This window comes from Paracoccus ferrooxidans (genome assembly GCF_029909815.1).
In the GTDB taxonomy this organism is placed as follows: Bacteria; Pseudomonadota; Alphaproteobacteria; order Rhodobacterales; family Rhodobacteraceae; genus Paracoccus; species Paracoccus versutus.
This window is the reverse complement of the sequence record NZ_CP038202.1, coordinates 73,770-98,257: the sequence shown is the minus strand read 5'-3', so window position 1 is coordinate 98,257 and position 24,488 is coordinate 73,770. Positions and strand designations below refer to the sequence as shown.

Annotated in this window: 23 protein-coding genes; 5 read left to right on the top strand and 18 right to left on the bottom strand. The window is 68.2% G+C overall.

Annotation, left to right across the window (positions count from 1 at the left end):
- Positions 1 to 22: 22 nt before the first annotated feature.
- The 4 genes from mmsB to E3U26_RS17505 form a co-directional block, all read right to left on the bottom strand.
- A complete protein-coding gene (mmsB, locus tag E3U26_RS17520; protein WP_114537618.1) occupies positions 23 to 898 on the bottom strand; it encodes a 3-hydroxyisobutyrate dehydrogenase in 876 nt (291 codons plus the stop codon).
- Complete coding sequence (locus E3U26_RS17515; protein ID WP_499107010.1) at positions 895 to 1,932, bottom strand: enoyl-CoA hydratase/isomerase family protein; 1,038 nt, start codon at positions 1,930 to 1,932, stop codon at positions 895 to 897. Before E3U26_RS17515 ends, mmsB begins: the two co-directional genes overlap by 4 nt.
- Positions 1,932 to 3,077: an acyl-CoA dehydrogenase family protein gene (locus E3U26_RS17510; RefSeq protein WP_036761056.1), complete on the bottom strand. Its 1,146-nt coding sequence runs from the start codon at positions 3,075 to 3,077 to the stop codon at positions 1,932 to 1,934. The genes E3U26_RS17515 and E3U26_RS17510 overlap by 1 nt, the downstream gene beginning before the upstream one ends.
- A 203-nt stretch (positions 3,078 to 3,280) precedes the next feature.
- A complete protein-coding gene (locus tag E3U26_RS17505; RefSeq protein ID WP_036761059.1) occupies positions 3,281 to 4,780 on the bottom strand; it encodes a CoA-acylating methylmalonate-semialdehyde dehydrogenase in 1,500 nt (499 codons plus the stop codon).
- A gap of 109 nt (positions 4,781 to 4,889) precedes the next feature.
- Here E3U26_RS17505 and E3U26_RS17500 point away from each other — a divergent pair, with 109 nt between their 5' ends.
- The 4 genes from E3U26_RS17500 to E3U26_RS17485 all read left to right on the top strand — a co-directional run bounded on the left by E3U26_RS17500 (position 4,890) and on the right by E3U26_RS17485 (position 7,826).
- Complete coding sequence (locus E3U26_RS17500) at positions 4,890 to 5,783, top strand: LysR family transcriptional regulator (protein ID WP_072462479.1); 894 nt, start codon at positions 4,890 to 4,892, stop codon at positions 5,781 to 5,783.
- A 92-nt stretch (positions 5,784 to 5,875) separates the two neighbouring features.
- Positions 5,876 to 6,313: a CBS domain-containing protein gene (locus tag E3U26_RS17495; RefSeq protein WP_072462480.1), complete on the top strand. Its 438-nt coding sequence runs from the start codon at positions 5,876 to 5,878 to the stop codon at positions 6,311 to 6,313.
- Positions 6,314 to 6,419: 106 nt separating this feature from the next.
- On the top strand, positions 6,420 to 6,914 hold the full coding sequence (coaD, locus tag E3U26_RS17490; protein ID WP_036761068.1) for a pantetheine-phosphate adenylyltransferase: 495 nt from the start codon (positions 6,420 to 6,422) through the stop codon (positions 6,912 to 6,914).
- 54 nt (positions 6,915 to 6,968) lie between these two features.
- Positions 6,969 to 7,826: a DUF2189 domain-containing protein gene (locus E3U26_RS17485; RefSeq protein ID WP_083539131.1), complete on the top strand. Its 858-nt coding sequence runs from the start codon at positions 6,969 to 6,971 to the stop codon at positions 7,824 to 7,826.
- 48 nt (positions 7,827 to 7,874) lie between these two features.
- On the opposite strand, the gene E3U26_RS17480 is transcribed toward E3U26_RS17485, so the two are convergent.
- The 8 genes from E3U26_RS17480 to pyrC all read right to left on the bottom strand — a co-directional run bounded on the left by E3U26_RS17480 (position 7,875) and on the right by pyrC (position 16,601).
- Positions 7,875 to 8,375, bottom strand: coding sequence for a bactofilin family protein (locus tag E3U26_RS17480; RefSeq protein ID WP_072462481.1), 501 nt, complete (start codon positions 8,373 to 8,375; stop codon positions 7,875 to 7,877).
- Positions 8,365 to 9,654, bottom strand: a complete 1,290-nt coding sequence (locus tag E3U26_RS17475) for a M23 family metallopeptidase (RefSeq protein WP_072462482.1) — start codon at positions 9,652 to 9,654, stop codon at positions 8,365 to 8,367. The genes E3U26_RS17480 and E3U26_RS17475 overlap by 11 nt, the downstream gene beginning before the upstream one ends.
- Before the next feature lie 431 nt (positions 9,655 to 10,085).
- Positions 10,086 to 11,480: a helix-turn-helix domain-containing protein gene (locus E3U26_RS17470; RefSeq protein ID WP_036760093.1), complete on the bottom strand. Its 1,395-nt coding sequence runs from the start codon at positions 11,478 to 11,480 to the stop codon at positions 10,086 to 10,088.
- A 57-nt stretch (positions 11,481 to 11,537) separates the two neighbouring features.
- On the bottom strand, positions 11,538 to 12,746 hold the full coding sequence (locus E3U26_RS17465) for a multidrug effflux MFS transporter (protein WP_499107004.1): 1,209 nt from the start codon (positions 12,744 to 12,746) through the stop codon (positions 11,538 to 11,540).
- A 63-nt stretch (positions 12,747 to 12,809) separates the two neighbouring features.
- The gene (locus E3U26_RS17460) at positions 12,810 to 13,172 is read right to left on the bottom strand and encodes a DMT family protein (protein ID WP_036760088.1); all 363 of its coding nucleotides are present in this window, start codon (positions 13,170 to 13,172) and stop codon (positions 12,810 to 12,812) included.
- A complete protein-coding gene (locus E3U26_RS17455) occupies positions 13,169 to 14,668 on the bottom strand; it encodes a replicative DNA helicase (protein WP_036760087.1) in 1,500 nt (499 codons plus the stop codon). Before E3U26_RS17455 ends, E3U26_RS17460 begins: the two co-directional genes overlap by 4 nt.
- 221 nt (positions 14,669 to 14,889) lie before the next feature.
- Positions 14,890 to 15,561: an orotate phosphoribosyltransferase gene (locus E3U26_RS17450; protein ID WP_036760086.1), complete on the bottom strand. Its 672-nt coding sequence runs from the start codon at positions 15,559 to 15,561 to the stop codon at positions 14,890 to 14,892.
- A complete protein-coding gene (gene pyrC / locus E3U26_RS17445; protein ID WP_499107002.1) occupies positions 15,558 to 16,601 on the bottom strand; it encodes a dihydroorotase in 1,044 nt (347 codons plus the stop codon). Before pyrC ends, E3U26_RS17450 begins: the two co-directional genes overlap by 4 nt.
- Positions 16,602 to 16,729: 128 nt before the next feature.
- Here pyrC and E3U26_RS17440 point away from each other — a divergent pair, with 128 nt between their 5' ends.
- On the top strand, positions 16,730 to 17,044 hold the full coding sequence (locus tag E3U26_RS17440; RefSeq protein ID WP_083539132.1) for an antibiotic ABC transporter: 315 nt from the start codon (positions 16,730 to 16,732) through the stop codon (positions 17,042 to 17,044).
- A 98-nt stretch (positions 17,045 to 17,142) separates the two neighbouring features.
- Here E3U26_RS17440 and gap read toward each other — a convergent pair whose 3' ends face one another.
- The 6 genes from gap to glnA all read right to left on the bottom strand — a co-directional run bounded on the left by gap (position 17,143) and on the right by glnA (position 24,457).
- Complete coding sequence (gene gap, locus E3U26_RS17435) at positions 17,143 to 18,144, bottom strand: type I glyceraldehyde-3-phosphate dehydrogenase (RefSeq protein ID WP_036760081.1); 1,002 nt, start codon at positions 18,142 to 18,144, stop codon at positions 17,143 to 17,145.
- A 238-nt stretch (positions 18,145 to 18,382) separates the two neighbouring features.
- Entirely contained in the window at positions 18,383 to 18,526 is a 144-nt protein-coding gene (locus E3U26_RS17430) for a hypothetical protein (protein ID WP_036760079.1), read from the bottom strand.
- A gap of 213 nt (positions 18,527 to 18,739) precedes the next feature.
- On the bottom strand, positions 18,740 to 19,798 hold the full coding sequence (locus E3U26_RS17425) for a flagellar motor switch protein FliG (protein ID WP_499106999.1): 1,059 nt from the start codon (positions 19,796 to 19,798) through the stop codon (positions 18,740 to 18,742).
- A 60-nt stretch (positions 19,799 to 19,858) separates the two neighbouring features.
- Positions 19,859 to 21,175 (bottom strand): adenylosuccinate lyase, encoded by a 1,317-nt coding sequence (gene purB / locus E3U26_RS17420; RefSeq protein ID WP_036760074.1) that lies wholly within the window; start codon positions 21,173 to 21,175, stop codon positions 19,859 to 19,861.
- Between the two features lie 99 nt (positions 21,176 to 21,274).
- Positions 21,275 to 22,468, bottom strand: coding sequence for a Hint domain-containing protein (locus tag E3U26_RS17415; protein WP_499106998.1), 1,194 nt, complete (start codon positions 22,466 to 22,468; stop codon positions 21,275 to 21,277).
- A gap of 582 nt (positions 22,469 to 23,050) precedes the next feature.
- Positions 23,051 to 24,457, bottom strand: coding sequence for a type I glutamate--ammonia ligase (gene glnA / locus E3U26_RS17410; protein ID WP_036760071.1), 1,407 nt, complete (start codon positions 24,455 to 24,457; stop codon positions 23,051 to 23,053).
- Positions 24,458 to 24,488: the final 31 nt, after the last annotated feature.

Here is a 24,488-nt window from a genome sequence, read left to right as displayed (position 1 = left end):
GCTCCCTCACGAATCCGAGAAATCAGCCTTCCCGGTGTCGTCCGACGAATCTCGGGAGCATTGCTGAGAAGTCCTGGCCCTTTCCGTCCTCGTCCTCGACGAAGCGGGCGTAGAGGGCTGCGGCGAGCTGGCCCATGGGGGTGTCGGCATCGGCGGCCTCGGCGGCCTGCTGGGACAGGCGCAGGTCCTTGAGCATCAGTTCCGCGGCGAAACCCGGCTTGTAGCCGTTGTCGGCGGGCGATTGCGGGCCGACGCCCGGCGCCGGGCAATAGGCGTTCATCGACCAGCTGTAGCCCGAGGAGGTCGAGACCACGTCGAACATCTTTTGCCGGTCCAGCCCCAGCTTGTCGGCCAGGGCAAAGGCCTCGCAGGTGGCGATCATGGTCACGCCCAGGATCATGTTGTTGCAGATCTTGGCGGCCTGGCCGGCGCCCGCCTCGCCGCAATGCACCGCCTTCTGGCCCATGACGTCGAAAAGCGGCTTCACCTTGGCGAAGGCATCGGCCGAGCCGCCGACCATGAAGGTCAGCGTGCCGGCGGTGGCGCCGCCGACCCCGCCCGAGACCGGCGCGTCCAGCGCGCCCAGGCCCGCCGCCGCGGCCTGCGCCGCCGCCGCGCGGGCGCTGTCCACGTCCACCGTCGAGCAGTCGCAGAACACCGCGCCCGCGGCCATGGCCGGGATCACCTCTGCCGCGACCGCGCGCAGGATGGCGCCGTTCGGCAGCATGGTGATCACCACCTCGGCGCCCGCGGCCGCCTCGGCCGCCGTCGCCGCCTTGGCGACGCCCTCGGGCATCGGCGCGGCCAGGTCGAAGCCTGCGACCGCGTGCCCCGCCTTGGCCAGGTTGGCCGCCATCGGGCCGCCCATGTTGCCCAGGCCGATGAATCCGATCTTCATGTCCGGTCCTCCCATTCGATTTCGTCCTCGCCCAGCGGCGCCAGCATGGCCGCGACATGCGCGGGGCCGGCATCGGCCGACCATCGCGGGTTGCGGTCCTTGTCGATGATCTGCGCCCGCACGCCTTCCAGGAAGTCGCTTTCCGCCGTGGCGCGGGCGGTAAAGCGCAGCTCGCGCGCCAGGCTCTCGCGCAGGCTGGCATCGCCGCGCGCCGCGCGCACCAGCGCCAGCGTCGCCGCCATCGACAGGGGCGAGTTGCGGCGCAGGGGCTTGAGCGCCGCCTCGTCGCCCGCCGCCTCCAGCGCGGCCGCGATCTCGGCCACGCTCGGACCGCCGAAGGCCGAAAGGTCGCGGCCCTCCAGCGGCGCCTCGGGGCGGGGGCGGGGCGCGATCACCGTCGCGTCGCCGGTCTCGGCCAGCCGGTCGATCAGCGCCGGCCATTCCGCCTCGGGGATATAGGCGTCGGCAAAGCCGGTGAAGATCGCGTCGCCGGCGCCGATGCGCGCCCCGGTCAGGCCCAGGTATTCGCCGCAGCGGCCGGGCGCATGGCCCAGAAGCCAGCTGCCGCCCACGTCCGGGATCAGGCCGATGCCGGTCTCGGGCATGGCGATCTGGGTGGTGTCGCCGACGATGCGGTGGCTGGCATGGCCGCCGACGCCGACGCCGCCGCCCATGACGAAGCCCTGCATCAGCGCGACCACGGGCTTGGGATATTCGGCGATCCGGGCGTTCATGCGGTATTCGTCGCGAAAGAACGCGCGCCCGACCCGGTGGTCGCCCTCGAGCCCCGCGCGATAGACCGCGGCGATGTCGCCGCCCGAGCAGAAGGCGCGCTCGCCCGCGGCGTCGATGACGACCAGCGCCACCTCGGGGTCGTGCTGCCATTCGCGCAAGGCGGCGTCGATGGCCAGCGCCATCTCGTGGCTCAGCGCGTTCAGCGCCTGCGGGCGGTTGAAGGTCAGCCGCCCGGCGCGGCGGTCCTTGCGGGCGATCATGTCGGATTGGGGCATCTCGGATTGGGGCATCTCGGCCATCAGTCACGCTCCGCCAGCAGGGCGCGGCCGACGATCAGCCGCATGATCTCGTTGGTGCCTTCCAGGATCTGGTGCACGCGCAGGTCGCGCACGATCTTCTCGATGCCGTAATCGGCCAGGTAGCCATAGCCGCCATGCAGCTGCAGGCATTGGTTGGCGACCTCGAAGGCGCGGTCGGTGACATGCAGCTTGGCCATGGCGCAGAACTTGGTCGCGTCGGGCGCGCCGCGGTCCAGCTTCCAGGCGGCCTGGCGCAGGAAGATGCGCGCCGATTGCAGCGCCGTCTCCATCTCGGCCAGGCGGAACTGCAGCGCCTGGAACTGGTCCAGCGTCTGGCCGAAGGCGCGGCGCTCGCCCATATAGCGCAGGGTCGCCTCCAGCGCCGCCTGCGCGCCCCCCAGCGCGCCGGCCGAGATGTTCAGCCGCCCGCCGTCCAGGCCGGCCATGGCATAGGCAAAGCCGCGGCCCTCCTCGCCGATCAGGTTCTCTTCGGGGATGACGCAATCGTCGAACTGCACCTGGGCGGTGGGCTGCGCCTTCCAGCCCATCTTGTGCTCGAGCGCGCCGAAGCTGAGGCCGGGCGTGCCGGCCTCGACCACCATGGTCGAGATGCCGCGCGGCCCGTCCTGGCCGGTGCGGGCCATGACCAGGTAGCAATCCGAATAGCTGCCGCCCGAGATGAAGGCCTTGGTGCCGTTCAGCTTCCAGCCGCCCTCGACCCGCTCGGCGCGCGTGCGCAGGGCGGCGGCGTCGGAACCGGCGCCGGGCTCGGTCAGGCAATAGGAGAACACCGTCTCCATGCTGCACAGGCCGGGCAGCCAGCGCGCCTTGTTCGCGGGGGTGCCGAACTTGTCGATCATGCCGCCACACATGTTGTGGATCGACAGGAACGAGCCGACCGAGGGGCAGGCCATGGCCAGCGCCTCGAAGACCAGCGTGGCGTCCAGCCGCGAAAGCCCGGTGCCGCCATGCTCCTCGCCGACATAGACCCCGCCCAGGCCCAGTTCGGCCGCCTGCGCCCACAAGGCGCGCGGGATGGTCCCCGCCTCTTCCCAGGCGCGGGCCTGCGGCGCGATATGATCGGCCCCGAAATCCCGAGCCAGATCGAAGATCGCCGCCTGTTCCTCGCTCAGACCGAAATCCATGCTCTCCCCCTCATGTCTTTCGTGATGAATTGCCTTGCCCGGTCATGGCCGGGAAATGTTGCGCCAGTTTTGCAGCCTTGCGCGAAACTGCGGAGGTCGCCGCCCCGGCTTCTTTCGTGTCGAAATATCCCGGGGGAGCGTGCCCTGCACCCCGTCGAGGGGTGCAGGGCACGCGGGGGCAGAGCCCCCGCCCGCCCCTGCCGTCAGTCCATGGCCTTGAAGTTCAGCGCCACGCCGTCCTTGATGCCCGAGAACCAGCGGGCGGTCACGGTCTTGGTCTTGGTGTAGAAGCGGAAGGCGTCCGGGCCATACTGGTTCAGGTCGCCGAAGGCCGACTTCTTCCAGCCGCCGAAGGTGTAGTAGCTCAGCGGCACCGGGATCGGGAAGTTGATGCCGACCATGCCCACGTTCACCCGGCTGGCGAAGTCGCGCGCCGTGTCGCCGTCGGCGGTATAGATCGCCGTGCCGTTGCCGTAGTCGTTGTCCATGACCAGGTTCAGCGCGTCCTCGTAGCTTTGCGCGCGCACGGTGGACAGCACCGGGCCGAAGATCTCTTCCTTGTAGATGTCCATGTCGCGGGTCACGTTGTCGAAAAGCGACGGGCCGCAGAAGAAGCCGTTCTCATAGCCCTGGATCTTCAGCCCGCGGCCGTCCACCACCAGCTTCGCGCCCTGTTCCACGCCGGAATCGATCAGCCGGTTGATGCGCTCCTGCGCGGCCTTGGTGATGACCGGGCCGAAATCCACGTCCTCGCCGGCGGTATAGGGGGCGACCTTCAGCTTCTCGATCTTGGGGATCAGCCGCTCGATCAGCGCGTCGGCGGTCTTGTCGCCCACCGGCACCGCGACCGAGATCGCCATGCAGCGTTCGCCCGCCGCGCCGAAGCCGGCGCCGACCAGCGCGTCCGCCGCCTTGTCCAGGTCGGCATCGGGCATGATCAGCATGTGGTTCTTGGCGCCGCCGAAGCATTGCGCGCGCTTGCCGTTGGTCGCGGCGCGGCCATAGATGTATTGCGCGATCGGGGTCGAGCCGACGAAGCCCACCGCCTGCACGGTCGGATGGTCGAGGATCGCGTCCACGATCTCCTTGTCGCCGTTGACGACCTGCAGCACGCCGTCGGGCAGCCCGGCCTCTTGCGCCAGTTTCGCCAGCATGATCGAGGTCGAGGGCACGCGCTCGGACGGCTTCAGGATCATCGCGTTGCCGGCCGAAAGCGCCGGGCCCATCTTCCACAGCGGAATCATCGCCGGGAAGTTGAAGGGGGTGATGGCCGCGACCACGCCCAGCGGCTGGCGCATCGAGTAAAGGTCGATGCCGGGGCCGGCATTGTCGGTGAACTCGCCCTTGAGCATCGCGGGCACGCCCATGCAGACCTCGATCACCTCGAGCCCGCGCTGCACGTCGCCGCGCGCGTCGGGCAGGGTCTTGCCATGCTCGCGCGAGACCAGCTCGGCCAGGGCATCCATGTTGTCCTGGATCAGCTGGCCGAATTTCATCATCACCCGCGCGCGGCGCTGCGGGTTGGTGGCGGCCCAGGCGACCTGCGCCTTTTCGGCGCTCTTCACGGCGGCGTCCAGCTCGGCCGGGGTGGCCAGCGGCAGCCTGGCGATCACCTCGCCGGTCGCGGGGTTCATGACATCGCTGAAGCGGCCCGAGGTGCCCTTGACCTCTTTGCCGTCGATCCAGTGGCTCAGTTCTTCCATGGGTGCCTCCCGAGGGGTTCAGGTTTCGGGGGGATCATAGACTTGCAGCATTGCCGGAAAAAGAGGAAGTCTGGCAAAAGGGTTTTGCATTTCTGCAAAGGCGGCGGGCATGGACTGGGACGACCTGCGCATTTTCCTGGCCGTGGCGCGGGCCGACAGCCTGTCGGGGGCCGGGCGGCGGCTGGGCATCGACGCCTCGACCGTGGGCCGGCGGGTGGCGCGGCTGGAAGGCGCGCTGGGGGCCAAGCTTTTCATCAAGACGCCGCAGGGCTATGGCCTGGCGCCCGAGGGCGAGCGGCTGCTGCCCCATGCCGAGGCGGTCGAGGCGGCGCTGAGCGGCGCCGAGGAGGCGCTGACCGGCCCCGGCGACCTGGCCGGGCAATTGCGCATCGGCGCGCCGGACGGCTGCGCCAACTACCTGCTGCCGCAGGTCTGCGCGCGCCTGTCCGAGGCGCATCCGCGGCTGGAGATCCAGATCGTCGCCCTGCCGCGGGTCTTCAACCTGTCCAAGCGCGAGGCGGACATGGCCATCGCCGTCTCGCAGCCGCAGGCCGGGCGGCTGGTGGTGCAGCGGCTGACCGACTACCAGCTGCACCTGGCGGCGCATGAGGATTACCTGCGCGCCCATCCGCCGATCCGCTCGCGCGAGGATCTGCGCGGCCATCGCATGATCGGCTATATCGCCGACATGATCTTCGACCGCGAACTGGACTACCTGACCGAGACGGGGGCGGAATGGGCGGCGCTGACCTCGAACTCGGTCTCGGTGCAGATGCAGGCGATCCGGGTCGGCGCGGGCCTGGGCATCGTGCATGACTTCGCGATTCCCTTCTGCCCCGGCGTGCGGCGGGTGCTGACCGACCAGGTTTCGCTGACGCGCAGCTTCTGGCTGATCCGGCATGCCGACGACCGCCGCTCGCAGCGGATGAACCGGCTGGCGGATGCGCTGGCGCAGGGCATCCGGGCCGAGGTGGCGCGGCTCCAGGCGCTTGTCATCCCTTGATCGCTGCACTGCAACATCGGGCTTGACGCAAGCCGGGGTTGAGGTGACGCTGGGCGTCAGGACGCTTGCGCCAACCCGGAGGAGGAACAGCAATGCTCGTCAACCAGATCCTGTCGATGAAGGCCAGCGGCGAGATTTTCACCGTCGGCCCGGAAACCAGCGTGGCCGAGGCCACCCGGCTGCTTTCGGAAAAGCGCATCGGTGCGATCGTGGTATCCGAGGACGGCAAGATCCCGCTGGGCATCCTGTCGGAACGCGACGTGGTGCGCGAATTGGGCAAGCGCGGCGCCGCCGTCCTGGAGCAGCCGATCACCGAGCTGATGACCCGCAAGCTGGCGACCTGCACCACGGGCGAGGATGCGCTGGTGATTCTGGACCGCATGACCCAGGGCCGCTTCCGCCACCTGCCGGTGGTGGACGAGCGGGGCGAGATGGTCGGCATCGTCTCGATCGGCGATGCGGTTTCGGCCCGGCTCAAGGAACTCGCGGCGGAAAAAGAGGCGCTGACCGGGATGATCATGGGCAACTGACCCGGCCCGCTGGCCCGCCCCGCGACATGCGGGACGGGCGCATGGTCTTGCATTCCTTGGCGAAACCCTGTTTGACTGCCGGCATTCGGCGAGGAGACGGCACCCCATGCGCATCGGGCTTTACCCAGGCACCTTCGATCCCATCACCCTGGGCCACCTGGACATCATCCAGCGCGCGCTGGAGTTGGTGGACCGGCTGGTGATCGGCGTCGCCATCAACCGCGACAAGAGCCCGCTGTTCGCGCTGGAGGACCGCGTCGCCATGGTGCGCGAGGAATGCGACCGCATCGTCGCCAAGCGCGGCGGCGAGATCGTGGTCCACCCGTTCGAGAACCTGCTGATCGACTGCGCCCGCGACGTCGGCGCCACGGTGATCGTGCGCGGCCTGCGGGCGGTGGCGGATTTCGAATACGAATTCCAGATGGTCGGCATGAACCGCGCCATGGACGACAGCATCGAGACGGTCTTCCTGATGGCCGACGCCCGCCGGCAGGCCATCGCCTCGAAACTGGTAAAGGAGATCGCGCGGCTGGGCGGGGACGTGTCGAAATTCGTTCCCCCCGCCGTCCGGGACGCGCTGGTCGAGCGCTTCGCGCGCTAAGGCTTTTTCTTTGCCGCGGGCCTGCTAACCTTCGTCGCATTGACGGAGGAGCAGATGGTATTTACCGATTCGGACCCCAAGCCCATTCCCACCCCCATCCCCGAGCCCGAGCGGCAGCCGCTGCCCGACCCCTTGCCCGATCCGGGCCCGGACGAGATCCCGCTGCCGGCGGTGATCGGGCTGGACGCCATCCCGGCGGTGCTGGCGGCGGGCTGGCGGGATTTCCGCCGCGCCCCGGCCTTTGGCCTGCTGTTCGCGGCCTTCTATGTCGCGGGCGGGCTGGTGCTGACCGCGGTGGCCACGGCGGCGGGGCAGGAATGGTGGCTGATGCCCTTCATCGTCGGCTTTCCGCTGATCGCGCCCTTTGCCGCCGTCGGCCTCTACGAGGTCAGCCGGCGCATCGAATCGGACCGGCCGCTGATCTGGCGCGAGGTGCTGGCCGTTGTCATCGCGCAAAAGGACCGGCAGGTGCCGTCGATGGCCATGGTCATCCTGCTGATGTTCATGTTCTGGGTCTTTGTCGCCCATACCACCTTCGCGCTGTTCATGGGCGTTTCGGCGCTGACCAACATCACCTCCTCGCCCGAGGTGCTGCTGCAGGGCCGCGGGCTGGTGATGCTGGGGGCGGGCACGGCGATCGGGGCGGGCTTTGCCGCGGTGCTGTTCTCGATCACCGTGGTCGGGCTGCCGTTGATCCTGGACCGCGAGGTGGACCTGGTCTCGGCCATCATCGCCAGCTTCCAGGCGGTGGGGGCGAACCTGCCGGTGATGCTGTCCTGGGCCGTGGTCATCGCCACGCTGCTGTTCGCGGGCATCGTGCCGCTGTTCCTGGGGCTTTTCGTCGTGCTGCCGGTGCTGGGCCATGCCAGCTGGCACATGTACCGGCTGCTGATGCCGGACCCCGAGCCATGAAAAAGGGCGGCCCCGCAGCCGCCCGATCATCTTGCGCCGATGCCGGGATCACTCGGCTTCGGCATTGGCCGCGCGGGCGGGCGGCGCCAGCTTGGGGGTCACGCCATTGGCCAGCGGATCTTCCTGGCGCTGGACCGAGCCCTCGAAATGGGCGCCGGATTCGATGGCGATGGTCTTGTGGATGATGTCGCCCTCGACCCGCGCGGTGGCGGTCAGGCGGACCTTGAGGCCGCGGACGCGGCCGACGACGCGGCCGTTCACCACGACTTCCTCGGCGACGATCTCGCCGCGGATGGTGGCGCTTTCGCCGACGATCAGCTGATGGGCGCGGATGTCGCCCTCGACGGTGCCTTCGACCTGGACGTCGCCCTGGGTCTGGATGTTGCCGGTGACGGTCAGGTCCGCGGACAGCACCGAAGGCGCGGTGCGCGCACGCGGGGCCGCGGCTGCCGGAATGTCGTAACTCGTGTCAAGGCCGCGCGCCGGTTCGGGCTCGGGGGTCGGCTGGGTACGGGGGCCGGGTTCGGTAACACGGGTCTTAGAAAACATTTTGGGCTGCCTTGATGAAGCTCATGGGATTCACGGCACGGCCGTTCACGCGGACTTCATAGTGAAGATGCGGCCCGGTCGATCTGCCGGTATTGCCCATATCACCGATCTGGCTGCCGCGCGACACCTTTTGACCGGCCTTCACGCGAATCTTGGACAGGTGGCCATAGCGGGTCTCGGTGCCCAGCTCGTGCCGGATCTTGATCAGGTTGCCGTAGCCGCGCTGCCAGCCGGCAAAGATCACCGTGCCCTCGCCCGTGGCATAGACCGGCGTGCCGACCGGGGCGGCCATGTCGATGCCCTCATGCGCGCGGCCCCAGCGGCGGCCGAAGGGCGAGGTATAGCGGAAGGCCGATTTCACCGGCATGGCCAGCGGCATCTTCTCGACCGCGATGCGGTAGCTGTTCATCTGGTCCAGGGTGATCAGGATCTCTTGCGCCTTGGCCTCGCCCTGGCTGATCTCGGCATTGCCGCTGGAGGAATAGCTGACCGGGTTCAGCGGGCCGCCCTGCCCGGCATAGCCGCGGCGCACGGTGCGCAGGATCTCGTCCGGGTTCATGCCGACGCTGCGGAACATGTCGTCCAGCGGCTTGACCGAGACGGACACGGCGTCTTCCAGCTGCGACAGGATCTCGTCGTTGCGGGCGACGATCTGGTCGCGCTCCAGCGTGACGGCCTCGGCCAGGCGGCGGGCGTCCTCGGCCTGCTGCACCGCCTCGATGCGCTGGCCGGCGGCCTGTTTCAGCTCGCCCGCCAGGATGTCCAGCGCGGCCTGCAGTTCGGCGGTGCGGACGGGGGCGGCCTCGCCCTCGGGGCCGGCCAGCGCCTCGGCCTGCTGGCGGGCCTTCACCGCGTCCTGCAGGTCGGCCTGCACCGCGCCCAGCCCGGTTTCCAGTTCGCGCCGCTGCGCCTCGGTCTCCAGCAGCAGCGATTGCATGTGCGAGACCTGGTCCAGCGCCACGGCAAAGCGGTTCTGCGCCGCCACCGCCTCGGCGGCGCGGCGGTCGCGTTCGGCGGAAAGGTCGGTCAGCCGCGCTTCCAGGGCGCTTTGCGCCAGCCGGGCCTGGTGGCGCGACGAGCCGGCGCTGATCGCGTCGATGACCAGGATCGAGCTGGCGATGATCGACCAGCCGAAGACCAGCGCGATGCCCCCCAGGGCAAGAAGCTGCGTGGCCGGACGCAGCCGCAGGAAGCGGGTGGTCTTGTCCGACTTCAGGAAAAGGCGCTGTTCTGGCAGCCAGCGCTCAAGCACCGAATTCAGGCTGTGGGTGATCCGCAATGTCCCAGGTCCATGTTGTTTCGGCCGACCTGCCGGGCAAAGGCGGTCATGGCTGCGCACGGATAAATCCGACCTGTGGTCAAAGCGCAACAGGGGCGGGGGGCCTGCCCGAAGCTTGGGCGGATTGACGCCGATCGGGGCTGGCGGCGCGGGTGGTTATCCGCCGGGCGCAAAGGGGCCAAAACTGCAACCATGGGTTGATTGGAACGGGCCTTTCCATGAATCTATGAAAGATTGAAGGCATTTTCCCGCGCGGAATCGGATGGTGCGTCTTGACCGTCCGGTTCGGTTCGGCGCAGCAGGCGACCGGATGACGCTGCCCGCAAAATGGGCAAACGAACGGGTTCAGACCGGCCGGTTCAGTGATTCCCCGCGGCTGTTCCGCCTGCGCGCCGGGAACCGCGCCGCGGGTCGCGGCGTTTGCGGCGGTTTCAGGCGATCTCGTAGGGCAGCGGGCCGGGGCGATCCGCCGGGATGCGGATATGGCGGTCCACCGGCGGCACCGAGCGCTGGTGGCAGTTCGGCCGCGGGCAGATCCGGCAGGACACGCCAATCGGCTCGAACAGCTGCGGATTGCCGATGTCCAGCCCGTCGGCATAGACCACGTCGCGGGCATGGCTGATCTCGCAGCCCAGGCCGATGGCGAAGCGGCGCACCGGCGCGCCGAAGGCGCCCGCGGGCTTGGACACGTCCCGCGCCAGCAGCAGGTAGCGCTTGCCGTCCGGCGTCTCGGCCAGCTGGCGCAGGAAGCGGCCGGGCGTCTCGAAGGCCTGATGCACGTTCCACAGCGGACAGGCGCCGCCGAAGCGGGCGAATTGCATCCGCGTGGCGGAATGGCGCTTGGTGATGGTGCCCGCCTGGTCGACGCGGACGAAAAAGAACGGCACCCCCCGGTCGCCGCCGCGTTGCAGGGTCGAGAGCCGATGCGCCACCTGTTCCAGCGAGGCGTGGAACAGATGCGCCAGCCGCTCGAGGTCGTGCCGCTCGGCCCGCGCGGTGGCCAGGAAGCGGGAATAGGGCATCATCGCCGCGCCGGCGAAATAGTTCGCCAGCCCCAGCCGGGCGATGTCGCGGGCCGAGCCGCTGCGAAAGCGCGCCAGCTCCAGCGTCGCCTCCAGCAGGTCGCCGCGCGATTCCAGCGCCAGCAGGTGCAGCAGCTGGAAGGCCTGCGTGGCGGGCTCGGCGGCGGCGTTCAGGGTGATGCGCTTGCCGTCGCGCAGATAGACCGGGCCGCTGCCCAGCTCGGCCGTCACCACCTCGATGCCGCGCTCGGCCAGGGCGGCGATGGCGCGGTCCAGGGGGCGCTGCTCGGGGCGGATGCGGGCGAAATGCTCGGCGGCATGGTCCACCGCGTCGATATAGTTGTCGCAGTAGTGGAAGAAGTCGCGCACTTCTTCCCAGGGCGAGGGAGTGGCGTTCTGCGCCCCCGCCCCCAGCGCCTCGTCCAGCGCCGCCAGCCGCTCCTGCCCCTCGCGATGGGCGCGATAGAGGTCCAGGAAGGCGCGCGCCAGCGCCGGGGCGTTGGTCGCGGCCAGCCGCAGGTCGGCGCGGGGCGGCGTGGCGTCGAACAGCGGATCGGCCAGCGCCTCGGCCATGTCCATCACCATGCGCTCGGCATCGCCGACCGCCATGGCGCCCAGATCGACCGAAAACTCGGAGGCCAGCTTCAGCAGCACCCCGGCCGAGACCGGGCGGTGGTTGTTCTCCATCTGCGACAGATAGGGCAGCGACACGCCCAGCCGGTCGGCAAAGGCGCGCTGGGTCAGGCCGGCGCGGGCCCGCGTCTCGCGCAGGGCGACGCCGGCATAGATCTTTTGTGTGGCCATGCGAGTCCTCTTTGCAAAGCAGCCATACGCTTTGCAAAGGCGTTGCCGCAAGGGGGATCAGCGGCCGGCGATGACCTGCCTTTCGCGGATCATGACCCAGAGGATGAAGCCGATCGAGGCGATGGCCGACCCGGCCATGATGACCAGAAGCGGCGCCGCCCCCGATTCGTCGTGCAAGAGCGCGCCGGCCAGCGCCGCCAGCCCGGCGCCGCCCGCCACCGCCATGGCGCCGCCCAGCCCGCTGGCGGTGCCGGCCAGTTCGGGGCGCACGCTCATCATCCCGGCATTGGCATTGGGCAGCACCATGCCGTTGCCCAGCCCCATCAGCCCGACCGCGCCGAAGAAGACCAGCGGCGTCAGCCCGCCCATCAGGTCCACCGCCAGCGCCAGCACCAGGAAGACCGAGCAGATCAGCGCCCCCGACAGGATCATCCGGTTCATGCCGATGCGGGTCGAGAACCGCGCCGAAAGGTAGTTCCCCAGCGCATAGCCGATCGAGGGGCCGGCGAACCAATAGCCGACCTCGGCCGGCGACAGGTGCAGCACCACCTGGCCGACAAAGGGCGCGCCGCCCAGATAGGCATAGAACGACCCCGCGCTGAGCGTCGCCGCCAGCGCATAGCCCCAGAAGCGCTGCGAGCGGGCAAGCACCGGATAGGTGGCGACCTGCCGGCGCAGCGGCACGCCGCCGCCGCGCGCCGTCTCGGGCAGGTCGAAGGCGCAAAGCGCCATGACCGCCAGCCCGGTCAGCCCCATGGCGACGAAGCTGGCGCGCCAGCCCAGGGTCTCGTCCAGCACGCCCCCCAGCGTGGGCGCGACCATCGGCACCAGCGACATGCCCATGGTGACATAGCCGATCATGCTGGCCGCCTGCTCGGCCGGCACGATGTCGCGCACCACGGCGCGGCTGATGACGAAGCCGGTGGTGGCGACCGCCTGGATCAGGCGGAACAGCATGAACCAGGCCGCATCCCTGGCCAGCAGCGCCCCCACGGTCGCCAGCAGGAAGATCGCGAAGGAGCCCAGCACCACCGGCCGGCGGCCATAGCGGTCGCTGATCGGGCCGCAAAGCAGTTGCAGCACCGCGCTGACCCCCAGGAAGGCCGAGACGGACAGCTGCATGAAGCCGTATTCCACGCCGAAATCCCGCGCCATGGCCGGCAGCGAGGGCAGGAAGATGTTCATCGAAAGCGCCCCGGCGGCCGAGATGGAAACCAGGGTCAGGATGCTTGGCCGGCGGGGAAGGGAAGGGGTCGCGCTGCTCATGCCCGCACCTTTGCCCGGCCGGCGGGCAAAGGCAATCGCCTGTTTACAGGGCACAGTTTCGCGTCAATGCGCCGAGCCGCCGAAATCGTGGAAGATCAGGAAGGCGCCCAGGCAGATGCAGGCAAAGCCGGCCGCCACGTTCCAGGTCAGCTTCTCGCCCAGCCACGCCCAGGAGAACAGGACGAAGACCGACAGGCTGATGACCTCCTGGATGGTCTTGAGCTGCGCGGCGTTGAAATGGCCGTAGCCGCTGCGGTTCGCGGGCACCTGCAGCACATATTCGAAGAAGGCGATGCCCCAGCTGACCAGGATGACCAGCATGAGCGGCGCGGTCTTGAACTTCAGGTGCCCGTACCAGGCGACGGTCATGAACAGGTTCGACAGGATCAGCAGGCCGATGGTGACGAACGGCACCGGCAGGTTCATTCGGCAGGATCCCAGCTGCGATGTTTTTCCAGGTTGCCGAAGCGGGTGAAGCGGCCCTCGAAGGACAGCTCGACCGTGCCGATCGGGCCGTGGCGCTGCTTGCCGATGATGACCTCGGCCTTGCCGTGGCAGGATTCCATGACCTGCTGCCACGTGGCCATCTTGTCGAGGTCGTGGTCGGCGGGCTTTTCGCGCTCGCGGTAATATTCCTCGCGGAAGACGAACATGACGATGTCGGCGTCCTGCTCGATGCTGCCGGATTCGCGCAGGTCGGACAGCTGCGGGCGCTTGTCCTCGCGGCTCTCGACCTGGCGCGACAGCTGCGACAGCGCGATGACGGGGATGTCCAGCTCCTTGGCGACGGCTTTCAGGCCCTGGGTGATCTCGCTCACCTCGTTGACGCGGCTGTCCTTGGCCGATGCGGCGCGCAGAAGCTGGAGATAGTCCACGATCAGCAGGTCCAGCCCCATGGTGCGCTTGAGCTTGCGGGCGCGGGCGGCCAGCTGGTTGATCGGCAGGGCGGGCGTGTCGTCGATGTAAAGCGGGCAGTTCTGCAGGTCGTGGGCGGCCTTGACGAAGCGGCGGAACTCGTCCTCGGTCATGTCGCCGCGGCGGATCGCCTCGCTGGGCACCTCGGCCGCCTCGGACAGGATGCGCGCGGCCAGCTGCTCGGCCGACATCTCGAGGCTGAAGAAGCCGACGACGCCCCCCGCCACCGTGCCGTGGCTGCCGTCGGGCAATTCGCCCAGGCGATGCGCCTTGGCGACGTTGAAGGCAATGTTGGTGGCCAGCGAGGTCTTGCCCATCGAGGGCCGCCCGGCCAGGATGACCAGGTCCGAGCGGTTCAGCCCGCCCATCTTGCCGTCCAGGTCCACGAGCCCGGTGGAGATCCCCGACAGCCCGCCGCCGCGGCTGAAGGCGGCATTGGCGGCGTTCAGCGCCCCGGTGACGGCGGCCAGGAAGCTCTGGAAGCCGCGCTCGGCCACGCCCTGCTCGCCAAGCTTGTAGAGGATCTGCTCGGCCTCCTTGATCTGCTCCTCGGCGGAATCGCTGACCGTGACGGTGGCGGCGCGCGCGGCGATGTCCTGCCCCAGCCCGATCAGCTCGCGGCGCAGGGCGAATTCGCGGATCATCTGCGCATAGTCGCGCGCGGCATGGGACGAGATCGCCGCCCCCGCCAGCCGCGCCAGATAGGCCGGGCCGCCCAGTTCCTTCAGGCCCGCGTCATGCTCCATGAAGGCCTTGATCGTGACCGGGCTCGCCAGGGCGTTGCGGGCGATGCGCTCGGCGCAGATCTCGTAGATGCGGCGATGGACCGGGTCGTAGAAATGCCCGGCCTGGATGATGCGCGAGACGTGGTCGTAGACCTCGTTATTGGTCAGGAGCGCGCCCAGCAATTGCTGCTCGGCCTCGATCGAGAAGGGCACCGCCTGCGCGGCGGCGGCCTCGGCGATCTCGCCGGGCTTCCTGATTTCGACGGCGCGCAACTCGCTCATCCCATGGTCTCCGACCTTCGACTCGGCTGGGGGCCGTTATCCACCTTATGCGCCCCGCGGTCCATCGGGATATGCTGTGGATAAGCTGTGGGCAGAATGCCGCGCCTGCACGGGTGGCAAGGGCGGCATGGGTATTTGGCCAACAGAGAAGGACAGGGCGGTGCCCCGGTCTTCTTCGTTGCTCAAATACCCCTTGCCACCGTGCAGCCGGGCCGGCCGGATCAGGGATGCGCGGCCTGCCAGGCGCGGGGATCGGTCAGGAAGCTTTCGACCTCGGAGAGCGTCGCCTCGTCGTAGAAGCCCTGCGCCTTGGCCTCGGCCAGCACGTCCCACCAGGTGCAGAGATGGTGCAGCCTGACGCCGTGGTCCGCCAGGCGCTGCGTGGTTTCCGGGAAGATGCCGTAGTAGAAGATCACCGCCGTATGGCCGCAGGTCGCGCCGGTTTCGCGGATCGCGTCGACGAAGCTCAGCTTCGAGCCGCCGTCGGTGGTCAGGTCCTCGACCAGCAGCACGCGCTGGCCCTCGGTCATGGCGCCCTCGATGCGGGCGTTGCGGCCGTAGCCCTTGGGCTTCTTGCGCACATAGGTCATCGGCAGTTCCAGCCGCTCGGCCACCCAGGCGGCGAAGGGAATGCCCGCCGTCTCGCCGCCGGCCACGTTGTCGAAGGCGGCGAAGCCCGCCTCGCGCAGCACGGTCGCCGCCAGGAAGTCCATCAGCGTCGCGCGGATGCGCGGGAAGCTGATCAGCTTGCGGCAGTCGATATAGGTCGGCCCCTTCAGCCCCGAGGCATAGGTGAAGGGCTCGGCCGCATTGAAATGCACCGCCTTGATCTCCAGCAGCATGCGGGCGGTCAGCCGGGCGATTTCCTCATGCGGGGGGAAGGGCAGGGTCATGCGGGATCCTCGAGGTGCCAGTAGAGCGGGAAGCCGGGGTTGAAGACGGTGACGGTTTCGTCGCCGGCGGGGATATGGGTCGGATATGCGGCGGGCGTCTCGCGCCTGACCAGCCGGATGCGGTCCTCGTTGGGCTCCATGCGGTAGAAAGCGGCGCCGTGGAGCGAGGTGAAGCCTTCCAGCCGATCGAGCGCGCCCTCCTCCTCGAAGACCTGGGCCAGGATCGACATGGTGTTGGGCGCGGTGAAGCAGCCGGCGCAGCCGCAGGCCGATTCCTTGGCGCGGTCCGGGTGCGGCGCCGAATCGGTGCCCAGGAAGAAGCGCGCGTCGCCGGAGGTCGCCGCGCGGCGCAGCGCCAGCCGGTGCGTCTCGCGCTTGGCGACCGGCAGGCAGTAGTAATGCGGCCGGATGCCGCCCGCCAGGATGTGGTTGCGGTTGATGACCAGGTGATGCGTGGTGATGGTGGCGCCGATGTCGTCGTTGCCCGCGACGTAATCCACCCCGTCCGAGGTGGTGATATGTTCCATCACCACCCGCAGGCCGGGCGTGGCGCGGCGGATCGGGTCCAGCACGCGGTCGATGAACGCCGCCTCGCGGTCGAAGATGTCCACCGCCGGGTCCGTGACCTCGCCGTGGAAGCAAAGCGGGATGCCGGCCTGGGCCATGGCCTCCAGCACGCCGCGCACCTTGTCGAAATCGCGCACGCCCGAGGCCGAATTGGTGGTCGCCCCGGCCGGGTAGAGCTTGACCGCCGAGATGATTCCCTGCGCATGGGCAGCCAGCACATCGGCCGGATCGGTGGTTTCGGTCAGGTAGAGCGTCATCAAGGGACGCAACGTCATTTCCGGGGCCAGGGCGGCGCGGATGCGGTCGCGATAGGCCGCGGCCTGCGCCCCTGTCACCACCGGCGGCACCAGGTTCGGCATGATGATCGCCCGGCCGAAATGGCCGGAAAATGAAGCCACTGCCTGCAACATGGCGCCGTCGCGCAGGTGCAGGTGCCAGTCGTCGGGGCGTCGGAGCGTCACGGATTTGGTCATGATTTTCCCTCTATACCGGGTGCGGCAGCAAGGCCATAGGGCAAAGATCCCGTCCACGGGGGCTCTTGGCATTTCCCCGCCATGGGCGCAGCCTTGCCCGCCTGTTGTTCGTTCATAGGGAATTCGTGATGGGTTTCGGGAAGATGAATTATGCGGCGATGCAGGCGCCGCTGCTGTTGTGGCAGCAGATGGCGCGCATGGCCTGGGAATCGCAGATGGTCATTGCCTTGCGGACGGCGGGGATGATGGGGCTTGTGCGCCAGGACGCGGCCGAGCCGCAGCGCATGGTGGTGGAAAAGGCCGATGCCGCCTCCGAGGCGCTGCAGGCCGCGCTGCGTGCTGCCGGGCGGGGCGAGCGGGCCGACCGGGTGATGGCGGCGGCGCTGCGGCCCTATCGCAAGCGCACCCGCGCCAATGTGCGGCGCCTTTCGGGCAAGAACTGACGGGCGACCGGCGGCGCCGGTCCGCCGGAAATGAAAACGCGCCCGACGAGGGCGCGTTTCGGTTTTCGGATCGAGCCCTTGCGGGTTCAGATGTGGGCTCAGATCAGCTTGCCCATGGCGACCGCGGTGTCGGACATGCGGTTCGAGAAGCCCCATTCGTTGTCATACCAGGTCAGGATGCGGCAAAGCTTGCCCTCCATCACCTTGGTCTGGTCCATGTGGAAGACCGAGCTGTGGCTGTCGTGGTTGAAGTCCGAGGAAACCAGCGGCTCGTCGGTATAGCCCAGGATGCCCTTCAGCGGGCCGTCGGCGGCGGCGCGGATGGCCTGGTTGATTTCCTCGACCGAGGTGTCGCGGGCGGCTTCGAAGACCAGGTCCACGACCGAGACGTTGGGCGTCGGCACGCGGATCGCCACGCCGTCCAGGCGGCCCTTGAGTTCGGGCAGCACCAGGCCCACGGCCTTGGCTGCCCCGGTCGAGGTCGGGATCATCGACAGCGCCGCGGCGCGGGCGCGATACAGATCCTTGTGCATGGTATCCAGCGTCGGCTGGTCGCCGGTATAGCTGTGGATCGTGGTCATGAAGCCGCGGGCGATGCCGATCGAATCGTTCAGCACCTTGGCCACCGGCGACAGGCAGTTCGTCGTGCAGCTGGCGTTCGAGACGACGATGTCGTCCTTGGTCAGCGTGTCGTGGTTCACGCCGAAGACGATGGTCTTGTCGGCATTGTCGCCGGGGGCCGAGATCAGCACCCGCTTGGCGCCGGTCGACAGGTGCGGCTGCACCTTTTCCTTGGAGGCGAAGATGCCGGTGCATTCCATGATGACGTCGATGTCGCCCCAGGGCAGGTCGGCCGGGTTGCGGATCGCCGTGACCTTGATCGGACCGCGGCCGACGTCGATCGAATCGCCCGAAACCGTGACCTGGGCGGGGAAGCGGCCGTGGACCGAGTCGTAGCGCAGCAGATGCGCATTGGTTTCGACCGGGCCCAGGTCGTTGATCGCCACGACCTCGATATCATTGCGCCCCGATTCGATGATCGCGCGCAGCACGTTCCGACCGATCCGGCCAAAGCCGTTGATCGCTACCTTGACAGCCATAGGTTTCCTCCGCCGCTGATGATGTTCGCGCTGCAAATAGCCCGCATCGCCGGGGGAATGCAAATGCCTGCAAGCGAAAGGGGCGGAAACTCGGCGGAAAGGGGGGTGCCGGGGGCATGGTTGCGACGTATGGTCGCTGCCGCTGCGCCCGGCCGGCGGCGGGGATGGCCGGCGCCTGCGGCGCAAGCCGCTTGCCGCGGTGCCGAATGCTGCAGGGCGGCGAATCGCGGCGTCGGCGTCAGCGCCAGAAGCTGAGATATTCGATGAGGCTGGCGAACGCCTTGCCCAGGAACAGCGGCAGGTTCCAATGCAGCACCAGCGCATCCGCCGCGAAGAGGCCCAGGACCAGGAGCCCCAGTACGAGCGCGATCTGATTTGTCATGCCATCCGTCCCGTCCCTGCCGTCCCCCGGCGCGATGCGCCGTCCCGCCCCCTGCTAGGGCAGAGGCCGGGGCCGGGCAAGCCTTTGCGGCCTGCCGCCGCACCGCGCCTTGCGCCATGCGGCCTGCCGTCTGTCCGTGCCGTCATTGCTGCGGGCCTTGGGGGGCCTTGGGCAGCCTGCGACGGGTTTTCGGATTGCGGCGGGCGGGATCCGTCAGCCGGGCGGGGCTTGCGGTTCCTCTTCCGCCTCCTCCTCGGCTTCCTGGGCGATCAGGAACAGGTCGCCCGCCGCCTCCATGCGGCGGATCGTGACCACGACCTGGTCCATCGCCTCCTCGGCGTCGCGGGCCGAGACCTTGCCGAGCGCCTCGATCTCTTCGCGCATCGACTCGGCCAGGCGCGAGGAAATGCCGCCCAGCAGGAAATCCACGGTTTCGCGCGCCGGACCGCGGGCGCCGGCCAGCGCCTTGAGCAGCACGGGATTGTCCACCTCGCGCAGGATGCGGGCGATGTCGCGCCGGTCGATGCGGCGCGGGATATGCGCCCAGGTGAAGATGGTCTTGCGCACCTCGCCGGCAAAGGCGGCATCGTCGTCCTCGAGCCCGGCCAGGACGCCGTCGCGCATGCTGGAGGGCGAGAAGTTCAGGATCGCGCCGACCTTTTCGCCCGCCTTGCCCTCCAGCGCCGGCTGCGGCACGGCGTCGGCGGCATGGAGCAGCGCCCGGCCGATGCGTTGCAGCGCCTCGGGGGTGATGCCGCCGGTCAGCGACATGGCATAGGCGATCTGGCGCGCGCGTTCCTGTTCGAGCAGGCCGAACACCTCGGCAGCGCGCGGCACCGGCAGTTTCGAAAACATCACCGCCCCGATCTCGACCGCTTCGGTGCGGGCCAGTTCGACCAAGAGCGCGGGGGGCAGGGCGGCGATGCTGTCCCAGGGGTTGCCGGCGCCGTTGAGCGCCGCCATGCGCCGCAGCTGGTCGGTCGTGTCGGGCGAAAGATGCCCGTCGAGCAGGTCCAGCGTGCCGTCGATGTCGCCCGGAAAGGACAGGCCGACCGCTTCCAGCCTGTCGCAGAACTCGGCCACGATGGCATTGCGCGTCTCGCGGTCGATCATCCCCATCAGCGCCATTTCCTGCGCCAGGTCCGTCTGCAGTTCCGGCGGCAGTCGGGCGAGGTCGATGTCCCCGCCCTCGGCCAGCACCAGCCGCACGATCACCGCAGCCTTTTGCCGCGGACTGAGCCCCGCCGTCGCCCCGAGCGCCGGAACACCCATGGATTGCCCCCGATTCCAAACCTGTCGGGGGCAATCTGGCAGGAAAAAGCGAACGCCGGGTTAATGCGCGCCGTTTTCGCCGAACACGCGGGCGAAAATCGTGTCCACGTGCTTGGTGTGATAGCCCAGGTCGAATTTCTCCTCGATCTCGGCGGGGGACAGCGCGGCCGTCACCTCGGCGTCGGCCAGCAGCTCGGTCTTGAAATCGGCGCCCTGTTCCCAGACCTTCATGGCGTTGCGCTGGACCAGGCGATAGGCGTCCTCGCGGCTGACGCCGGCCTGGGTCAGGGCCAGCAGCACGCGCTGCGACATGACCAGCCCCTTGAACTTGTTCATGTTCCTGAGCATGTTCTCGGGGTAGACCACCAGCTTTTCGATCACGCCGGCCAGGCGGTTCAGGGCGAAGTCCAGGGTGATGGTCGCATCCGGGGCGATGCCGCGCTCGACCGAGGAATGGCTGATGTCGCGTTCATGCCACAGCGCCACGTTCTCCATCGCCGGCACCACGGCCATGCGCACAAGGCGGGCAAGGCCGGTCAGGTTCTCGGTCAGCACCGGGTTCCGCTTATGCGGCATGGCCGAGCTGCCCTTCTGGCCGGGGCTGAAATATTCCTCGGCCTCCAGCACCTCGGTGCGCTGCATGTGGCGGATCTCGATGGCGATGTTCTCGATCGAGCTGGCGATGACGCCCAGCGTGGCGAAGAACATCGCGTGGCGGTCGCGCGGGATGACCTGGGTGCTGATCGGCTCGGGCGAGAGGCCCATCTTGGCGCAGACATGCTCTTCGACCGCGGGGTCGATGTTGGCGAAGGTGCCGACCGCGCCCGAGATGGCGCCGGTCGCCACTTCCTCGCGGGCGCGCAGCAGGCGTTCGCGGCCCCGCGCCATCTCGGCGTAGAAGCGGGCGAAGGTCAGGCCCATGGTCGTCGGCTCGGCATGGATGCCGTGGCTGCGGCCGATGCGGACAGTATCCTTGTGCTCGTAGGCGCGTTTCTTCAGCGCGGCCAGCACCTTGTCCATGTCGGCCAGCAGGATGTCGGCGGCGCGCACCAGCTGCACGTTCAGCGTGGTGTCCAGCACGTCCGAGCTGGTCATGCCCTGGTGGACGAAGCGCGCCTCCTCGGCGCCGATATGCTCGGCCAGGTGGGTCAGGAAGGCGATGACGTCATGCTTGGTCACGGCCTCGATCTCGTCGATGCGGGCGACGTCGAACTCCACGTCCCTGGCCTTCCAGACGGCCTCGGCATTCTCGCGCGGGATCACGCCCAGGTCGGCCTGGGCGTCGCAGGCATGCGCCTCGATCTCGTACCAGATGCGGAACTTGGTCTCGGGCGACCAGATGGCGACCATTTCGGGACGGGCATAGCGCGGGATCATGCAGGGCTCCTTGGGTTTGCCGGGGTTTTAGCGGCAAGGCCCCGGACCCGCAACCGCGGCGGCAGGGGCCGCGGCGGCCCCTGCGCGGCTGTTGCCGATTCAGGCCAGGACGAGCGGCTGGCCGTTCTTCGAGTGGCGATGCGCCAGCTTGCGCGCCTTGCGCCCCGAGGCCAGCATCCGCGCCCCCGCGGGGGCATGGGTGCGCTGGGTCAGCTCGGGGAAGATGGCGAGGATTTCCTCGACCGCCGTGGCGGGCAGGGCAGCAAGGGCCTGCGGGCCCAGATACAGCGACTCGGTCGCGGTGCCGTTGGCCCGGACCACCTCGTGCTGGTCGAAGAGGATATGGACATATTCCACCTCGGCCAGGTCCGTGGCCAGATCGACGCCCTCGATCTGCAAAAGCTGCTTGGCGGCGACCAGGATCTCGTCGGTGCCGAACATCCGCAGGGCGACGCGCGAGCGCAGCAGGATCCGGTGCTGTGGCGAGACGACCAGGTCCGCCGAGGGCATGTCCGGCCCCAGCGCCCCGGCCCTGATGCGGACGGGCGTCAGCCGGGCGCCATGGGTGGCAAGCCGATGCGCGGCAAAGCGGCGGCGCCCGATCCAGCGGACCGGCTGGGGGCCGTGGTCGGCCGTCAGCACCAGGTCGCCGACCGACAGGCTTTCGACCGGAACCGGGCCCTGGGGCGTGTCGATCAGCGTGCCGGCGGTGAAGCAGGGAAAGACGTCGTCGTCGTCAAGGACCAGCGTACCGGCGGGATTGTAGGCGACGTTGACGACGATGGTGTCGAGAAGATTCTGCACCGCCGCAAGAACGTCGCCGGTCAACGAACCGCCAAGGTCCGAGATGTTCACATCCGCCAGGGTGAGCGGCAGTCCAGCGACGGTGCCGGTGATCTTGACGCTGATATGGTCCTCGGTCAGGGGCTGGTCGGTGACGAAATAGGTGTCGTCACCCTTCACGACGAAAGAGCCGCCGATCGGGTTGACCTGGACCGTCAGCGAGGCCAGCTCGATGCCGAGGAGCTTGACGGTCAGTCCCACGGCCGCCGTGGACAGCGTGCCGGTGCCGGCGAAGGTGCTGCCCGACAGCAGCGGATCGCCCTCGCCATCCACCAGCGAGACGTCGTCGCCTCGGGACAGCGTGGTGCCGTGGGGTTCATCCACGTCGTACTGGGTGAACTGGGTGGAGCCGCTGAGTTCGTTCAGCAGAAGATTGTTCCCCAGAACCAGGACCGGGGTCTCGGCCTCCAGGTCGATGGTCGCGTCGGGTATTTTGGTGAAATAAGGCATTCTAAGATCCTGTAACAGGCAGGGCTGCGCCCATGCCGTAGGCTGGAAACCAGCCATCCGCCGACCCCAGAGGACGGATGACCGCACGTCTTGCAACCAAAACGCCATGCGTCTGGCACAGGATCACTGTAGCCGGTTTCGCGTTCGGATTTCCATCCATTTTGCAGACAAATTGAACTAATTACCGATTGCCCCCGGTGCAGGGCGCCGAATGTTCCGGCATCTGCGGTCGATCAGCCGGGCCGGCCCCCGGCCCGCCCTTATCGACAAGCGCCGCAGGGACGGGCTGGCGGCGCGGAAATCGGGCGATACGTCCGGCCGTTGGGTGGCTTGGCTTTGCCGTGATGCGGATCTGCCGTGCAATCCTTTCGGAAGCAACGGCGCGCCGCGCTGTCGCGGCCCTGGGCTCCAGCAAGACGTTGCTGCTGTGCTGAGGCGATCGTGGCTCTGGCCCGCCCCCGCCCTTGGAACTGCGGGGTTCCAGAGCCTGCCGACCCGCGGCGCCGGATCGCCGGTTTCCCGGATCGGGAAATGAAAAAGCCGCCCCGAAGGGCGGCTTTCCGGTTCGTTCCGGGCTGCGGCTCAGCAGCTGTAATACATCGCATATTCGATGGGATGGGGGGTATGCTCATAGGCATAGACCTCTTCCCATTTCAGCTTGATGTAGCCTTCCAATTGGTCGCGGGTGAAGACGTCGCCGGCCAGCAGGAAGTCCATGTCCTTCTCCAGCTCTTCCAGCGCCTCGCGCAGGCTGCCGCAGACGGTCGGGATCTCGGCCAGCTCTTCCGGCGGCAGGTCGTAGAGATCCTTGTCCGAGGCCGGGCCGGGGTCGATCTTGTTCTTGATGCCGTCAAGGCCGGCCATCAGCAGCGCCGCAAAGGCCAGGTAGGGGTTCGCCGCCGGATCGGGGAAGCGGGCCTCGACGCGCTTGGCCTTGGGCGACTCGGTCCACGGAATGCGCACGCAGCCCGAGCGGTTGCGGGCGGAATAGGCGCGCAGCACCGGGGCCTCGAAGCCGGGGATCAGCCGCTTGTAGCTGTTGGTCGCGGGGTTGGTCAACGCGTTCAGCGCCTTGGCGTGCTTGAGCACCCCGCCGATGAACCACAGCGCCTCTTGCGACAGGTCGGCATATTTGTCGCCGGCAAACAGCGGCTTGCCGTCCTTCCAGATCGACATGTTCACGTGCATCCCGGAGCCGTTGTCGCCCTTCATCGGCTTGGGCATGAAGGTCGCGGTCTTGCCATAGGCGGCGGCGACGTTGTGGATGACGTATTTGTATTTCTGGATGTTGTCGGCCTGCTCGACCAGCCCGCCGAAGATCATCCCCAGCTCGTGCTGGGCGGTGGCGACCTCGTGGTGGTGCTTGTCGACCTTGATGCCCATGCGCTTCATGGTCGACAGCATCTCGCCGCGGATGTCCTGGGCGGCGTCGACCGGGTTCACCGGGAAATAGCCGCCCTTGTGGGCCGCGCGATGGGCGAGGTTGCCGTCCTCGTAGACGGTGTCGGTGTTCCAGGCGGCATCGACCGAGTCGAGTTCGAACGAGACCTTCTGCGGCGTGACCGAATAGCGCACGTCGTCGAACAGGAAGAACTCGGCCTCGGGGCCGAAATAGGCCGCATCGCCGATTCCGCTGGATTTCAGATAGGCCTCGGCCTTCAGCGCGGTGCCGCGCGGGTCGCGGGCATAGGGCTCGCCCGTGTCGGGCTCGACCACGTTGCAATGCACGCAGAGGGTCTTTTCGGCATAGAACGGGTCGATATAGGCCGAGGAGGCGTCCGGCATCAGCTTCATGTCGGACTGGTCGATGGACTTCCAGCCGGCGATCGAGGAGCCGTCGAACATGAAGCCTTCCTCGAAGAAGTCCTCGTCCACCAGGTCGGCGACCAGCGTCACGTGCTGCAACTTGCCCTTGGGATCGGTGAAGCGGACGTCGACATATTCGACCTCTTCCGTCTTCATCAGATCCAGAACGTCCTTGACTGTCATTGGGATCCTTCCTCCATCAGTCTGCCCGGCG